Annotated in this window: 10 protein-coding genes and 1 tRNA gene; 7 read left to right on the top strand and 4 right to left on the bottom strand. The window is 65.0% G+C overall.

Features of this window, described 5'->3' with window-relative positions; genetic code table 11:
• Positions 1–28: 28 nt before the first annotated feature.
• Positions 29–277: a WhiB family transcriptional regulator gene (locus ACO0E0_RS13130; protein ID WP_055953448.1), complete on the bottom strand. Its 249-nt coding sequence runs from the start codon at positions 275–277 to the stop codon at positions 29–31.
• A 366-nt stretch (positions 278–643) separates the two neighbouring features.
• Between ACO0E0_RS13130 and ACO0E0_RS13125 the strand changes: the two genes are divergently transcribed.
• A complete protein-coding gene (locus tag ACO0E0_RS13125; protein ID WP_422871882.1) occupies positions 644–1045 on the top strand; it encodes a hypothetical protein in 402 nt (133 codons plus the stop codon).
• An 81-nt stretch (positions 1046–1126) separates the two neighbouring features.
• Here the strand turns inward: ACO0E0_RS13125 and bcp are convergent, their stop codons facing one another.
• Positions 1127–1597: a thioredoxin-dependent thiol peroxidase gene (gene bcp / locus ACO0E0_RS13120; RefSeq protein WP_422871881.1), complete on the bottom strand. Its 471-nt coding sequence runs from the start codon at positions 1595–1597 to the stop codon at positions 1127–1129.
• Between the two features lie 105 nt (positions 1598–1702).
• Between bcp and ACO0E0_RS13115 the strand changes: the two genes are divergently transcribed.
• Positions 1703–1775, top strand: a tRNA-Lys gene (locus tag ACO0E0_RS13115).
• A gap of 174 nt (positions 1776–1949) precedes the next feature.
• Positions 1950–2171, top strand: coding sequence for a helix-turn-helix domain-containing protein (locus tag ACO0E0_RS13110; RefSeq protein WP_422871880.1), 222 nt, complete (start codon positions 1950–1952; stop codon positions 2169–2171).
• Between the two features lie 614 nt (positions 2172–2785).
• Here ACO0E0_RS13110 and ACO0E0_RS13105 read toward each other — a convergent pair.
• Positions 2786–3508 carry a hypothetical protein gene (locus ACO0E0_RS13105; protein WP_422871879.1) on the bottom strand — a complete coding sequence of 241 codons (723 nt, stop codon included), beginning with the start codon at positions 3506–3508 and terminating at the stop codon, positions 2786–2788.
• Positions 3509–3986: 478 nt separating this feature from the next.
• Here ACO0E0_RS13105 and ACO0E0_RS13100 point away from each other — a divergent pair, with 478 nt between their 5' ends.
• The 3 genes from ACO0E0_RS13100 to ACO0E0_RS13090 all read left to right on the top strand — a co-directional run bounded on the left by ACO0E0_RS13100 (position 3987) and on the right by ACO0E0_RS13090 (position 5300).
• On the top strand, positions 3987–4256 hold the full coding sequence (locus ACO0E0_RS13100; RefSeq protein ID WP_422871878.1) for a hypothetical protein: 270 nt from the start codon (positions 3987–3989) through the stop codon (positions 4254–4256).
• A gap of 27 nt (positions 4257–4283) precedes the next feature.
• The gene (locus tag ACO0E0_RS13095) at positions 4284–4946 is read left to right on the top strand and encodes a hypothetical protein (protein WP_422871877.1); all 663 of its coding nucleotides are present in this window, start codon (positions 4284–4286) and stop codon (positions 4944–4946) included.
• Positions 4947–5102: 156 nt separating this feature from the next.
• Positions 5103–5300 carry a DUF4913 domain-containing protein gene (locus tag ACO0E0_RS13090; RefSeq protein WP_422871876.1) on the top strand — a complete coding sequence of 66 codons (198 nt, stop codon included), beginning with the start codon at positions 5103–5105 and terminating at the stop codon, positions 5298–5300.
• Positions 5301–5424: 124 nt separating this feature from the next.
• Here ACO0E0_RS13090 and ACO0E0_RS13085 read toward each other — a convergent pair whose 3' ends face one another.
• Positions 5425–8784: a botulinum neurotoxin N-terminal receptor binding domain-containing protein gene (locus ACO0E0_RS13085; protein WP_422871875.1), complete on the bottom strand. Its 3360-nt coding sequence runs from the start codon at positions 8782–8784 to the stop codon at positions 5425–5427.
• A gap of 496 nt (positions 8785–9280) precedes the next feature.
• On the opposite strand from ACO0E0_RS13085, the gene ACO0E0_RS13080 reads away from it, so the two are divergent.
• Positions 9281–15586, top strand: a complete 6306-nt coding sequence (locus tag ACO0E0_RS13080) for an RHS repeat domain-containing protein (RefSeq protein ID WP_422871874.1) — start codon at positions 9281–9283, stop codon at positions 15584–15586.
• Positions 15587–16072: the final 486 nt, after the last annotated feature.

Here is a 16072-nt window from a genome sequence, read left to right as displayed (position 1 = left end):
GGTCGGACGCCGGACGTGGGTGCGGACGCTAGGAGGCGCGGCGGGCGCGGGCGGCGCGACGCTTGAGGGCGCGTCGCTCGTCCTCGCTCAGACCGCCCCAGACACCGGAGTCCTGAGAGTTCTCGAGCGCGTACTGCAGGCACATCTCGGTCACGGTGCATCGTGCGCACACGGACTTGGCCTTGTCGATCTGGTCGACGGCCGGACCGGTGTTCCCGACGGGGAAGAAGAGCTCCGGGTCTGCGGTGAGGCAAGCGGCCTTGTCACGCCAGTCCATGAATTGATGCTCCTTCTGTTGCGAATCGCACAGCTCGAGGCCGTGGTGGGGATGATTCTCGGCATGCTGACGCCCAGGTGGGTGTCGGCGGGCGGTTCCCTGTCGAGGACCCACCATCGGATGATCTGTTCTGGATGTCCGGTGGTGGAGGTCCTCGTGGAGAGAACAAGCTCGAGAGGTCGATTCCCGGGGTGACGCAGTTCGCATCGGCTCGAAACAGGATGTTCACGAGACCGTTACCCGAGAGACACGCACTTCATCGTGGCGTCCGAACGACCTCCAACATCGTTCCATACTGGTATGGCCAAATCAAGGGTTCTGAGCTGGAGGATGCCTGTGTCGGATGTGCCGCGTCGCGGATCAGAAGTGCCTGATCGGGGGCCGCTTCGTTCCCGAGCGCTGCTCGTCCTGGTCGTCATCGTCGGCCTCGAGTTCCTGGCGGTGGCCGCGGTCACGATCGTCCTGTTGGTCGATCTCCTCGTCACTCCGCCCGCCGTCGTCGCGAACGGCATCGCGATCGTCGTGCTGGCGGCCGTCGCCGCACTGTGGCTCGCGTTCATGGTGATCGGGCTCGTGCGCAGCCGTCCGTGGGTGCGGAGCGGCATCATCGTCTGGCAGTTCCTCCAGATCGCGATCGCCGTCGGTGCGTTCCAGGGCGTGTTCCGCGAACCGGCGATCGGATGGGCGTTGCTCGTACCGGCGCTCCTCGCGCTCGTCCTGGTGTTCTCCAAGTCCGTGACGGCACGGCTGGCGCGCCCGGATCGCTGAGCCCGGCGACTCGCCGCACCCGCGGGGACGGCGCGCCGCCACGGCGCCGCACCGGCCGGCCGGGCGGGCGGGCGGGCGGTCCTAGTCCAGACCGAGCTTCTTCCGGAGCGAGGCGACGTGCCCCGTCGCCTTGACGTTGTACAGGGGGAGTGCGACGCGGCCGTCCTCGTCCACGACGATCGTGGACCGGATCGTGCCGGTGACGACCTTGCCGTAGTTGTTCTTCTCCCCGTAGGCGCCGTACTCCTTGTGGACGACGAGGTCGGGGTCGCTGAGGAGGGGGAACGTGAGCGCCTGCTCCTCGTGGAACTGCTCGAGGGCGGGCAGCGTGTCCTTCGACACCCCGAGGACGATGTACCCCGCGGCCTGGAGCGAGGACATGTTGTCGCGGAAGTCGCAGGCCTCGGTCGTGCAGCCCGGGGTCGACGCCGCCGGGTAGAAGTACACGATGACCTTCCGGCCGCGGAGGTCGGCGAGGCTCGTCGCGGTACCCCGCTCGTCGGGGAGGGTGAAGGCGGGGGCGACGTCGCCGATGGCGAGACGGTCGGTCATGGGATGCTCCTTGCGGGATGCGATGGTCCTGGCGGGGTGGGCCGTGGTCGGTGGTGCTCGGATCTCATGCTATTGTTGTTCTCCGTTGCGGCTCGCCGTGGCGATGCACCTCTAGCTCAATTGGCAGAGCAACTGACTCTTAATCAGTGGGTTCTCGGTTCAAGTCCGAGGGGGTGCACCCCCGATCCCCGTCCTTCTGCGGAAGTACGGGGATCGTTGTATGTCGCAGGGTGCTCGAAGTGTCATTCATGTGACAAAGAGGATGCCCCCCTGGGGAACGTCGCGCAACCAGCGCACGACCCGCCCGGAACCCCCGGGTGGAACGTTGCGCACGCGTTGCATAGGTATCGGTGTGACCATCAAATCCCCAGCGGCCGCTGCCGCCACCCAGACGCCCATCACCCACCCCTCAACTTCCGTTGAGGTCCCGGCGTTCGCCACCTACGCCGACGACCAGCTGCTGACCATCGACGAACTCGCGGCCTACCTCCGCGTCCCCGTCGCCACCGTCCGCAATTGGCGGGAGAAGAGCCGTGGGCCTGCCGCACGGATGATCGGCCGGAGCCTCTGCTGACTCTTCGCCGACGTCAAGAACTGGTTCGATAGTCAGCCCGTCGCCTGATGCCACCATTCAAGCTCGCTCCCGGCACCTTCGGCTCGGCCCGGTTCGACGAGGGCGAGGGCTGCGTCGTCGCGCGCGTCCGCGTCTGGAGGATCGACGGCAGCTACGTTCACCGTCCGAGATCAACGCGACCGTTATCATCAGCCCCCGGGCTGCCGTGCACCACGACGGCATCACAACCGCTCGCCCGCACCTCTACCTCGCAAGTCCCTCGGACCCCGTGCTGAAGATCGCGTACGACGTGCCCGGAGCCTGGACGGAGCTGCTGCAGACGAGCGTGGGGCTGACGTGGAAGGAACTGCGGCGCCGCGTGACCGATGCCCTTCACACAAGGCTCATCCTACCGTCCCAATGTGTTCGACCGGATGACGCAAGACCAGATCAACCCCTGACCCGCCTCGGCGGTTTCGGAGATCATGGCGCAGCGCTCGAGGCTGTGCTCTCAAGGGTTCGCTGGGTCCGAGCGCTGGGGCGCTCGGGCGCAGCTCGGTGGCACACGCTCGCGGCACCACGCTGCTGCAGTGCTTCGTCGCTCTAGAAGGCGCGGTCCGCAGCCGGCGGCAGGGTCAGGACGATTCCGGGTCCGCAACGCAGATGCTCTCGAAGAACAGCTCGAGGCCGAACGGTCCCTGTCGGAGGTATGCCCTGCGGATGGGGCCGTCATGGGAGGTGAATCCGACCGAGGCGTAGTTCGCCGTGGCGGGCGAGGCTGCGTGCGCGGTGGGGGTGTACCCGAGGGTGCGCCAGTAGGCGGCGGCGGCCTGGAGGGCGGCATCATCGTCGTCCGCACCCCAGTAGACGTTGCCAAAGGAGGATAGGAGCTGGTACCCCGTGTGGGTGTTCCTGAGCTCGCACGATTCGCCGCGGGGGCCCACCCCGGCGGCGTCGTCGATGGGCTCGACTCGTGTGAGGTTGGCAGCACTGAGGGTCTCGTCCCAGAACAACGCCGACGATTCTCGGAGCTGTGCCGGAGTGGCGGAACGCTCTTTGGCTGTGGGTGGGCTCGTCTCGCGCTCATGCTCCGCGTTCGCGAGTCGGATGGTGTTCGGAATGTCCGCGCCCAGGCCCACGATCGACAGTGGCAGTAGGACGCAGGCGACGATGAACAGGCCGCGGTCTTGCCGGCGCGGGCCGATGACGACGACGGCGGCTGGGACGATCGCGGCGAGGACGAGCGATCCGACGATCTTCAGCAGGTGCTCGCTGGCGGGCGGCCTATCAATGCCGATGACCCATTGCAGCCAGGTCAGGAAGCTGCAAAACCCACCCACGAAGAAGAGCACGAGCATCGCGATGATCCCGACGTGGTCAAAGGTCGTGCCTGGTCGTGGCTGTTTCGCGACTGGGTGGGGGTCTTCTGGGGTCGAGGGCAGGTTGGGTGCAGAAGGCACGGCGGGTGAGTCTTTCGTGATGACGTGACGTGACGTGATGAGCTGGAATGGTGGGGTGGCATCTGCAGCCCGGGCAGGGCCTCGGCTCGGGCTGTCGATGTGGAGTGCCGGGGAGGGGTGGCCAGCCAGGGTGCTGCGTTGGCGGGCGCGTGGTCGAGATCGAGCCATATTCAACGGAACTGGTACAAGATATTTCAGCCCTGAAGCACCAAGTCGAACAGGGTGATCGACACGGTCACTGGTGGTCAGGCTCGATTTGACCGCGCCTCGAGGACAGCACCTCGATGACCAGGCGTCGGCGGTGGGAGAGAGGCTGAACGCTATGGCGTCTGCAAGCAGCTGGGGTTAGGGGATAGGTGGTACCCGGTTCGGGCGGATGTTCACACCCGAGTCCCTCGGGATCTCCGCGTCCATCGCCAAACTCTCACCGTCGCTCGCGGCGCAGATGGTTCCGCTTCAGCCGTGGATCGACCGTCTCGCGGCGAGCTCGGCCATGCAGCTCCAGTCCGTTACGGCTGCGAAGATCCCCGGCATCGCGGACCTCGTACCGGTCCCGACCGGGGCGATCGCGGCGGCGAAGCTGCTGAACTATGCACCTGCGTCGGGAATTTCGGAAGCCTTGAACCGGCTCGCGAGTGAACGTTGAGACGCAAGCTTCGGTCCGGCGTTCGCCGTGTCGGAGGCCCTGAACAGGTTCGCGAGCGAGCGCCTGAACGCAAGCTTCGGCCCGGTACAGTCCAGTCTCGGCGCCTACTTCCAGAACCTTTCGCTGGAGGGTATTGCGTTCGACGCGGGGGCATGGCCGCGGACGACAACGATGCTCGAAGCAGCGTTCCGGCGGCAGTCCGGGACGGACCTCGATTCACTCGGGGAACTGCGGAGCGTTCTCGGACACGACGACGATGCCTCTCGCGCGCTTGATCTCGCCGTCAGTTCTGTCGGCACGGCCGGTCCTCTTGGGGTCGATTTCACCGCCGTGCGAGATCGCACAGAGCAGCTATCCGTACAGATCGACAGGCTCGATCGCGACGTCCGGCGTGCACTCGACGCCGCACTCGACGCCGCAGGGGATGCGAGGCACACGAACACGGACGCCGCCCGAGAACACGCTGGGCTGCTCGGGCTTCAAGAGTTCGGCCGGCAGCACCGCCGCAGCGTGGGAATAATCCTGGCGTACACGTCAGGACTGGGATGGCTCGTCTGCGATCTCGCTGAGGGCCACCGACTCGTACCGACCACCGTCATCGCCGCGTTCGTCCTGGGTTCGCAGGCCTACGACTGGGTCATCAAACGGCTCGGTGACGACGAGACAGGCAGCTCTTCAAAGCGCCGATGATCGACCGTGTGTCAGTTCGTACGCTGGCGCATCCGTTCGAGCGGCGAGGGACGTGGTGACCTTGTCACCCGGGTGACCGACTCGCGTACCGACGCAATCGTCCGCGCCAATGAAAGCCGGCGTGGGTTCTGAAGTCGTCACGCGACTTTGGGCACTGTGGCAGGTACGTCGCAGGCCGATGACGATTCCAGCGTCCGGCTCGATGCGGTCTCCGACTGGTGGTTGACGCATCGGGACCGCCACGCAGCGGTCTTCCTCGACCCACGGACGGGCCCGTTCCGCAGTTGCGACTCCACCCTCGGCCATCTCCGCGAGACCTACGGCTGCGCAACACCTGCGATTGGCGCTCGATAGCCACCGTCCGACTTGCTGGTTACGCCGTGAGCGGCGAAGCGTCTCGCTGGAGCGAGGACTTCACACGGAGGGCGTACGGGTAGCGACTTTGGCGCCTCGTACCCGGTGTGTTCCTAGAACGCACTTAGAAGCCTCCTCCCGCGAAGGACCCGCTGTCTCGGACGGTGGTCAACTGGTTCGAGGACGGGATGCCCTGGACCACTGTTGGGTCGAGAACGTCCCCGGCGAAGAGGTCACCCATCGCGTTGTTGGACAGCGCGGAGCCCACCCAGAGATTGCCGGTGGCGGAGGTCTCGTTCGCGGGTGCCGCGTACGGCGCGATCTGCGAATCAGCCGCCGCGGTAGTTGACCCGTCAAGGAGCAGTCGCATCTGCTGGTTGGAGGCGTCGTACTCGGCGGTGACGAAACGCCAGTTCTGATCCGGGAAGGTTGTTGACAAGGAGATCGGGGCGCTGACGGCGCAGTTCGCCGCGTGTGGTTGTTGGGACTGCATGCAGAACTGGAACTGGCCGTTGTCGATCTTGACCCAGAATGCGGAGGTCGTCGGGCTGTTGATCGACAGGAACGTGTACGCGTTGTGCGCAGCGCTGATTTCGGAGGGGCGGACCCAGGCGGAGATGGCGAAACTCTTTGACGTGTCGATGACCTGGTGGGTCGTGTGGACGGTCGTCTGCTTCACGAAGTAGCCGAGAAGGGATTCGTAGTGTTGGTTCTCGCAGGTGCTGCTTCCGGAATCGAAGTGATCGCTCCCGGATGTGCATCGGTAGACCGGGACGGGCGTCAGCGTTGCAGGGACGGCGGAGGCGGTGTTCCAGACGTACCCGAGCGGAACGCCGGTGATGCCTTGGTTCTCGCAGCTCGATGATGCACTGGTCATGTCACCAGAGCCGAGAGCGCACGAGTACAGCATTCTCGAGTTCGCCGGCTGTGGGCCGCCGGGAGAGGCGAGGTCGCCGAGGTTGCTTTCGTAGTTGAAGCCGGCAGCTGCGTGGCCGTTGATGCCTGCGGAGTGTGTGCCTCCGCTGTACCGGTTGATCGAGGTCATCGCGGGGAACGTCAGCGCGTTGCCGGCCGGACCGTTGAAGTTCCCGGCTGGTGTCGATGCGCTGGTGTTCGAGCCCACCGATAGCGGCGCCCCCGAGGTCGTGGATGAGCCGCTCGTCGAATTGTTGTCTGCGACGGAAGTCGGGTTGCTCGTCCCGGCGTCGAGAAGCCACCCGTGACCTGTGTCGAAGCTGACGGCAGAATCGTCGGTAACGCCAGTGAACTCGAGGCCGGTGGAGGAGGAGCGGCCGGCAGCGTTGAGGGAAACGTTGCCCGCTTTGTCGTAGGTCGCAACCCAGAGGGTTGCTTTCGTGTCGATTGGGGCGGCCGTGATGGTTGTCGAGGTCGCTCCGGACGCGCAAGCTGTCGTGACGTTCCCGACGCGGAATGCGCAGTCACCGTTCGTGGCTGGGGTGATGGTGACGGGTGGGGTTGGTGCGTCGGCTGTTTTCAGCGCGGGGACCCACCAGTAAGCGATGCTCCGGATGGCGTCCGCGGCGGCGTAGCCGACCGTGACCGACGTCGGCTTCCCGACCGTCCAGGACGTCGACGCCGTCGTCACCGTTGGCAGCTGCGGACCGACGTTCTTGACGACGAAGTAGCACCACGACGACCATCCGCCGTAATCGCCCCCGTCGGTGGTGATTGCGTTCCACGCGTACTCGGACGCGGTGTCGCTGTTGAAGGTGCGGACGGGGATCTGGGTGCTCTGATCACCCTGCGCTCCGGGCTGGGAGTTCCAGCTGGTGCTGGTACTGCTGATGTGGCCTGTTCCGTCCACTGCGGCGACGGAGAACTGCGTCTGCACGTTCTGGGCGTCCGGGTCCGTGGCGTGGACCTGGAGAGTGAGCGCTTGTGCGCGGTTGTTGACGTAGGTCGGTGCGGACGCCGAAGAGGAGCATCCCCGTTGCGGTGACGTCATCGCGGGTGCGGTGGGGTTGTTCGGACGGCTGTTGTACGTGACGATCAGGCTGGCACCGTTGTTGAAGTGCTTGCGGGAGATGTTGTTTTCATCAACCGAGCGGAGACCGATCTGGAACCGGTTCCCGCCGCTCGCAGCCACATCGGCGAGACCCCGCGTGACGTTCCAACCCACTGCGGTAGGGGAGATGCCGCATCCGCCGGTGGAAGCAAAGTTCTGGGTATCGAGTGGACGATCGACCCACTGGTTCGGGTCAGAGTTCCAGGTGAAGCCCGGGCTCGCCGGACCGTATCTCCAAGCCTCGACGGCGACCGGGCTGCAGCTGTAGGTCGCGGTCGCGGAGAACTGGGCGCTGACGATGTGCTTCCCGACCAACGCTCCGGTCCCGAACTCCCAGAACGCGCGGGACATGTACGTCATACCGTCCTGCTGCGCGTATCCGACGCTCTGATAACCGGCGGGGGAGCCGTTCAGGTACGACTGGTTCGGGTAGGCACGGTCGGTGAACCAGAAGTTCTGCTGGCCTGCCGACCAGTCCGGGTCGACATACAGCGGGTACTGAACGTCCTCGTCAGTGATCTTGGCGACGTCGAGGGTGACCGAGGACGCCGTGGAGGAATGGGGGAGCGGTGTCGGAGCGGCGACACCGCCAGGACCGTCCGCGGAGCCGTTGTCGGACGAGTCCCACCACGTCGGCTTTGAGGAAGTGATCGTCGATCCGTCCGATGCGCGGGCGGTCGATTTGTTCTCCGATTCTGTGATCGTCGCGCCACTCAACTTCAACTCCACAGCTTCGACGTCGGGGTTCGCTGCCGCCGCCGCAGTCTTGACGACGAGGACCTCCGACATGCCCGAGGCGGTTGCGTTCAGCTTCAGGTCCACATCAGGTAGGACGTCCGGGTAGGTGGCGGTCGACCCGTCGACAGATGGTGCCGGGAGGCTGCCGCCATCGGGCCATGCCTCGGAGATCCACTTCCCGGTGTCGGTCTGCACCTGCGCGAGCACGTCGGAACCGCCGCGGGAGAACCGCACGGGAACGACCGTTGCTGCCGGTTCCAGCCATGACGCCGACGCCGGGTCGAGGGTCGTGTCGACAGGGATCCAGTCGTTCCCGTCCTGCACGCGGACCGGAACGGTGTCTTCCTGCAGCTTTGTCGATCCGTCCGGCTGGACGCTCACCAAGGCTGTCGGCGTCGTTTCGGATTCGACCGTGACGGGATGCCCGTACTTCTTCGCGATCGCGTACGCCGCCGCCTCATCCGTCGTCGACGTCACGTCAGCGCCGGCGGCGGGCGCCGCGGGAGAGACGGTCGCCGGGGCGGCCGTCGGCGTCGCGGCCGGGGACGGCTCGATCGACTCGTTCGCGGTCGGCTCGCCGGTCCCGGCCGGCGCAGTCGTCGTGTCGCTCGCGTTCGAGGCGGCGGTGGCGGCCTCCGAAGCAGACACCTGTGCCAGCGGCGCCGCAACCAGCGCGAGGACGGTCAGTGCGATGATTGTGAATGCGGAACGACGTGGCACTGATATTCCCCCTGGGAGCGACGCAGCGAAGCAGCATCTGTAAGAGAGTGCTGGAAGCTGTGATCACCCTCACCGCTGCGAGGCCACCGTATCCGTCATCGAGCAGCGCACAGGAACCCCCCGAATGGGTCACAATCACCGCCTCGAAACCCACCTCAATGGTGGTGCAATGCCCGAATTCCGCGGAAGACGTGACCTATCCGGAGCCCGGAAGCGCGGTGGTCTCGTGAGTATCACTCAATGAGAGTACGCTCAGCTTCGCACACGGGAAGCCCGGTTTTCCGGCAAATCGGACTGTTCACCCCCCATTCAGGGGGGACATGCGCGTGTGTGCCCTGTGGATACGATCAGCGCGCAGTGTGAGGAACTTCGCATTGACGGGACACATAGGGGACGCAATGCGCACACGTTGCACGCTGCTCGAGAACGCCGGCCGGATCACCACGACGGTGGTCTCGCGATGAGCCGGGGACGGCACCGTCGCGGTTCGAGCGCGATGACCATCTTCGCGCGCCGACTGCCCGTCGCCGGGCTCGGCATCGCGGCCCTGGTCGGCTCGCTGCTCACCGTGACCCCAGCGATCGCGGCGCCGATTCCGTTGCTGGCGTCACTCGGCAAGCCAGTACCGGGCCACAGCGCCCCGCGGACGCCGGTGACGGCAGCCCCGAAGTCATCGACCTCAACTGCCGTTCCCACCGCGGCAGCCCTGACACCCGGCAAGTACGACCTCCATCTGCCGGTCGGGCAGGAGCACGGCACCACCACTCGGAACACGGCGGGTGTGCGGGTTGCGACGGCGACCGGCTCGTGGGAGTCAGTCGGGTCCACTGGCATCACCGCAGCTCCCGCATCATCAGCCGCCGATGCGTCCCTGAAGCCTGTGACCGGCGTCTCGTTCGAGATCGTCGACAACGCAACGGCGCGAAAGCATCACCTCTCCGGCCTGGTGCTCAAGATCGCCCGAACTGACGGTGGCACAACGGCTGCGCCCGTCGCCGTTCGCGTTCCGAAGAATCTCCTGGCAAGCCTTTACGGGGCGGACTTCGCGGACCGGGTGCAGTGGGTTCAGGTCCCCGCCGACTCGACCGCGAAGACGGCGAAGGCGACTCCGGTCGCAGCGGATCAGAGCGCGACTAGTAGCACCGTGATGATGACCCCGAAGGTCAGCTCGAAGGCGGTCATGGTCGCCGCAGCGAGCTCAGCGGTGTCAAGCTCGGGTACCGGGTCTTTCGCCGCGACGTCGTTGAAGCCGGCGACGTCGTGGGACGTCTCGGCGCAGACCGGCGACTTCTCCTGGAAGTACCCGATGACCGCGCCACCGTCGGCCGCGGGGCCGGCTCCCGATCTGTCGTTCCAGTACGACTCGCAGTCCGTCGACGGCGAGACCGGGTCCACGAACAACCAGCCCTCAGCCATCGGCGAGGGCTGGGCGATGAGCGGTGCCGGCTTCATCGAGCGGCAGTACGTCTCCTGCTCCCAGGACGATGGCTCGTCGGGCGCTGTCACCTCATCCGGCGACCTGTGCTGGAAGAGCGACAACGCGGTTCTCTCCCTCGGCGGCCACAGCGCCCCGCTCGTCCGTGACGCGACGACCGGTGCATGGAAGATGGCGTCCGACGACGGCTCCCGCATCGACCACCTCACCGGCACCAGCCAGGGCTGCGCCGCGAACGGCACGTACGACACCGACTGCTGGCGTGTCACCACCACCGATGGCACCCAGTACTACTTCGGCCTGAACCAGCTCCCCGGCTACAGCTCCGGCAACGCCACTACGAACTCCACCTGGACCGTTCCAGTGTTCGGCAACGACGCCGGTGAGCCCTGCCACGCCAGCACGTTCGCAGCATCCGCGTGCGCGCAGGCGTGGCGGTGGAACCTCGATTACGTCGTCGACGTCCACAACAACGCGGAAGCGTTCTACTACAACGCCGAGACGAACAGCTACGCCAAGAACGGCGGCGCTGCGACCTCATACATCCGCGGCGGTCAGCTGAACCGCATCGAGTACGGCCTCACCGCATCGACCGTCTACACGGCCAACGCTGCCTCCGACAAGGTCACCTTCGGGTACAACGCCTACGGACGATGCAGCGACAGCAGCCACTCCTCGTGCACGGCCGAGAACATCATGAACGCCGCCACAAAGCCGGCAACACCGTCGGCATACCCGGACGTGCCGTTTGATCAGCTCTGCACCACAAGCTGCAGCACCAACCTCGTGCCGTCGTTCTGGACCGACGGGATGCTCGACACCGTCACCACCGCCGCACGCACCGCCTCGACCACCTATTCCACCGTCGACACCTGGACCCTCGGCCACTCGTTTCCAGCCCCCGGCGACGGCACGAACGCAGCCCTCTGGCTCACCCAGATCCAACACACCGGAACCAGCGGCAGCACGACACTTACTGAGCCCGCCACCACTTTCACCGGGACGACGATGCAGAACCGGGTGTGGGCGGTCGACGGGCTTGCACCGTTGGACAAGTGGCGCATCGCCTCGATCACCGGCGCCACCGGCGCGGTCACGTCGGTGAACTACTCCGGGCAGGACTGCCAGCCGTCGGAAGCGAAGACGATCGAGGCGAACGCCGCCACGAACACCCGCCGCTGCTATCCCGAATGGTGGGTTCCAGCCGTCACCCCCGCGCAGCCGGCGCAGCTGGACCTGTTCCACAAATACATGGTCACCAGCGTCGTCTCCGACCCCAAGACCGGTGGCGGCGCCGACCGCCCGCAGGTGTCGAACTACGTCTACACGGGCACCGCAGCGTGGAGGTACAACACTTCCCTCTTCACTCCCGCGAACCACCGCACCTGGGACCAGTTCGCCGGCTACAACACGGTTGAGGTGCGGGTCGGTGATCCCGCCACGCCGAGCGCGCAGCAGACCACCGCGTACACCTTCTACCAGGGCCTCGACGGAGATCGAGCGAGCACGACCGGGGGCACGAAATCGGTGTCCGTCACCGGTGCTCCCGGCGTCGCGGACTCTCCATGGTTCGCCGGACAGGTCCGCGAGACAAAGACGCTGAACGGCGTCGGCGGCGCAGTCGTCGACGACACCGTCACCGCACCGTGGGTGTCCGCTGTCGAAGCGAACGACGGAACCAACACCGCCCGCATGGTCGGTGAAGGCACCACGACCGTGGCACAGCCGACCGCTGCCGGCGGGAACCGCACCGTGACCACCACCACCACCCACGGCGACTACGGCAACCCCACATCGGTGAACACGACCACCTCGGATGCCGGAAGTAGCTGCACCACAACCACGTACGCACCGGCGAACACCACCGTCTGGTTGACGGCGGTGGTCCAAGAACAGCGCAGTGTTGGTGTCGCTTGCGGGCAGAACCCCTCACTGCCGGCCGACGCGATCTCCGACACCCGGACCGCCTACGACGGCACCGCGGTCGGAGCCACACCGACGAAGGGTGACGCGACCTCCGCCGAGGCCGTTGACTCCTACAGTGGGTCCGCGCCGCACTGGTCGACAACGTCCCAGGTCGCCTACGACACCCTCGGTCGGGCAGTCTCGACCAAGGATGCACTGAACCGCACCAGCACCACGGCGTACACACCCGCCACGAGCGGCCCCACGACGAAAACTGTCACCACCAACCCGTCTCCGTTCAACTGGACCGCCACGACGACGTTCGACCCGACCCGCGGATCGGTGCTGTCCCAGACAACGGCCGATGGCGGCATCACGAGCGCTGCCTATGATGCGCTCGGGCGACGGGTGAGCGTCTGGCGGCCGGAACGGCCACAGTCAGCGAACGCCACCTCACCGTCGATCGCATACGCCTACGTCGAGAGCCAGACCGCACCGCTGTCCGTCGCGACGACAACCGTCATGGCGCACGAGACGATGACGACCTACGCCCTCTACGACGGCCTCGGCCGCCCCGTGCAGACGCAGCGGCAGTCCGGCAGCGGCGGCACCGTCGTCACCGACACGCAGTACGACTCCGCCGGCAACGCCGTCCTGACGAACAACGACTACTGGACGAACTCGGTCAGCCCCTCCGCAACACTGTTCGTGCCCGAGAACCAGCAGCAGATCGCCTCGAGCATCGCATCCGTGTTCGACGGCGCCGGACGGCAGACAGCATCTATCACGAACTCGTTCGGCAAGGAACGCTTCCGCACCACGACGAGCTACAAGGGTGCCGACGAGATCGACACCACACCCCCGTCCGGCGGCACCGCGTCTGCGACTTTCTCGAACACGCTGGGGCAGAAGACCAAGCTCGTACAGTACCTCGGCTCGACGCCGTCCGCGGGCACCGCGCAGCAAGCCACCACCTACGGATACGACGCCGCCGGGAACATGACCAGCATGGCCGACCCAGCCGGGAACACCTGGACCTGGCAGTACGACCTCCACGGGAACAAGATCCAGGCAGTCGATCCCGATACCGGTACCTCGAGCTTCTCCTACGATGCGGTCGGGAACCTGCTCTCGTCCACGGACGGTCGCGGGCAGACTCTCTCCTACGCCTACGACGCCCTCGATCGGAAGACGGCGGAGTACTCCGGCACCACGTCCGGGAGCCTGTTGGACTCATGGACCTGGGACACCCTGAAGAAGGGACTCCTCACTTCCTCCAGCAGCTACACCGGGTCCACCCCCGGCACTCCTGGCACGGCGTACACCAGCGCTGTCACCGGCTACGACGGCGGGAACCGGCCGACGGGGACCACGGTCAGCATCCCCTCCTCTGCTCCTGCATTCGGCGGGACGACCTACACAACGTCGTCGACCTACAACCAGGACGAAAGCCTCAACAACCAGAGCCTTCCCGCAATCGGCGGCCTCGCAGCCGAAAAGACGACCTACAGCTGGGATGGGCTTGGTCAGCTCGGTTCCATTGGCGGAACGGCAAGCTACGCGTCCGTGGTGTACACCGCGATCGGCCAAGTCGCGCAGATCAACCGCAACGGGAACCTGACGAACTACTCCACCTACGGGTACGACCCCGCGACCGGCGCGATCAGCGAGATCATGGACTCCACCGGCACCGGAACCGCCTCCGCCACCCAAGCCGACCGGAACTACACCCGGAACGACGCAGGCGCCATTACCTCGGCGAAGGTCACCGGTGCGGCGGGCGCTGAGACGCAGTGCTACGCCTACGACGGACTCCAGGAGCTCACGGAAGCCTGGACACCGTCCTCGGGAGCTTGTTCGGACGCCCGCAGCAGCTCGACGCTCGGCGGACCGTCCCCGTACTGGAGCAGCTACACCTACGACACCGCGACCGGGAACCGTCTCACGACCACCAAGCACGCGGTCGGCAGCGGAACCGACGAGGTCGACTCCTACCAGTACCGTGCCGCCGGCGCAGCCAACCCTCACGGTGTGCAGGCTGTCATCAAAGCCACGGGTGCCTCATCGACGACCGACGCATACGGGTACGACGCTGCCGGTGACACCACCACACGTCCGAACCAGGCACTGTCGTACGACGCCGAGGGAAAGCTCTCCACAGTGTCGGTGAACGGCAAGACCCAGTCGAACATCTACGACGCTGACGGGAACCTGCTCCTCCAGACCGACCCAACATCCGGGTCCACGCTCTACCTCGGTATGACGGAGGTGCATCAGAACGCCGGCAGCACTTCAACCACCGCCACGCGCACGTACTCCATCAACGGCACCCCGGTCGATGAGCGCACGACCACTAGCGGCTCGAACAAAGTGTTCTCGATCGACACCGACATCGATGGCACAGCTGACCTCGAGGTGGGAGCCTCCGACAAGTCCATCACCCGGCGCTGGGTCGATCCGTTCGGCAACCAACGCGGCGGCTCCAACACTTGGAGCTCAACGCACGGCTTCCTGAACCAGACAACGTCGACCTTCTCGAACCTCACACAATTAGGGGCACGTGCGTACGACGCCACCCTGGGTCGGTTCCTTTCGGTGGATCCCGTGTTCTCGACCGACAACCCGCAGCAGGATAATGGATATTCCTACAGTGCGAACAGTCCGGTCACGCTCGCTGATCCATCTGGAGCTTGCTATGTAGGGTCATCCGATTCATTTAACTTCAACACGAATTGCGCCACTGGCAAGAATGCACCAGCTACGCATGGCAATGTAGCGGCGCCAGGTCCAGACCGCGCTCCCGCAGCGCATTCCGCCGCGTCAGGTAGCCGCGCAGGCACTCACGTCGCCACAACTCGGACCTCGAGGCCGAAGGGGACTAGCGGCACTGCGAAATCAAAAACAACGGGTGCACACAACTCTTCCCGAGCCCGCGACAATACCAATCCTTGGCAGCTCGGATTCCAGTGGCTAACCGGTCTTGGTCCGAGACAACATCATTTCAATCAGGAGGACCCATTTACGAAGCTCCTACGCAAAAGCAGCGGAGTGAAGGCTGGTATCAATTCAGAACGAACCCAGCTCGCCAATGGTATTACCGATGAGAACTCCGTCCCCTATCAGCTTGGCGGCATCGACGGCCCGGCGAAGTTTGTGCGTGACTACACGTCGATCCTCGATGGGGGTGCCACTGGTAACCTGGCACAGACTTATCTCGGATCTTACACAATGGATATAACTGTCAACTCGATTTCACCAGATTCGAGCACTGCAAGTGTGCACGTGCATATCGAGAACACATCCACCATCCAGTCGGCAACTCATCCACCTATCATCGGGTACACGCCGATATGGCAAAAGACAATCGGTGACCCTCTAAATTCACTGTTCTCCTCCGGGCCACTGTCGAAGACATCTCAGACGATAGACTGGGATCAGGAGGTCTCGTGGGACGACAAGTAGCCATCCGTGCGGCGATCGGCATGACTGTAGTGGTCGCATTCGCGCTGACTTCTTGTGCAGCAGGACCGTCTCCCATCACCAAGACGGAGGTGGTTGGTTCCTGGAGTGGAGACGGTGTGCGAGTCAAATTTCTGAGATCAGGCGTCGTTCGAGTTCGGAACATACCGGTGTCCGTCGTGAACCACGACATTCAAAGCAATTTGAGGGAAGATGCGTCGGGTAGGTGGTATATCGGGGAGGATGATCGGAGCTCCGTAGCATTGGCAATAGACGCCACCGGAAAAACAAGCGCCCGAGTGATCCACGCGTCCCATGTGAACGAGACTCTACAGTTTATCCAGGGCGACATTGATGACGGACGCACTATAGAAGTCAAAAAAAATTAGAGCTCAACCCCTTGCCCCGGGCATGATCTACACCGACTAAACGCAAGCTTGCCTGGGTCAATGAGTTCGCTCGCGGCCAGGCTCGCGCGAGTTCCTGCCT

This window comes from Curtobacterium phyllosphaerae (assembly GCF_049341865.1).
Classification (GTDB): domain Bacteria; phylum Actinomycetota; class Actinomycetes; order Actinomycetales; family Microbacteriaceae; genus Curtobacterium; species Curtobacterium phyllosphaerae.
Note: the sequence above shows the minus strand (reverse complement) of the source record. Positions and strands in the feature narration are given on the sequence as shown.

What these genes read in the sequence shown, in the direction of transcription:
- ACO0E0_RS13100 (WP_422871878.1), top strand. Translation starts at nt 3,987, where the DNA reads ATGTTCACACCCGAGTCCCTCGGGATCTCCGCGTCCATCGCCAAACTC.
- bcp (WP_422871881.1), bottom strand. Translation starts at nt 1,597, where the DNA reads ATGACCGACCGTCTCGCCATCGGCGACGTCGCCCCCGCCTTCACCCTC.
- ACO0E0_RS13105 (WP_422871879.1), bottom strand. Translation starts at nt 3,508, where the DNA reads ATGCTCGTGCTCTTCTTCGTGGGTGGGTTTTGCAGCTTCCTGACCTGG.
- ACO0E0_RS13080 (WP_422871874.1), top strand. Translation starts at nt 9,281, where the DNA reads ATGACCATCTTCGCGCGCCGACTGCCCGTCGCCGGGCTCGGCATCGCG.
- ACO0E0_RS13130 (WP_055953448.1), bottom strand. Translation starts at nt 277, where the DNA reads ATGGACTGGCGTGACAAGGCCGCTTGCCTCACCGCAGACCCGGAGCTC.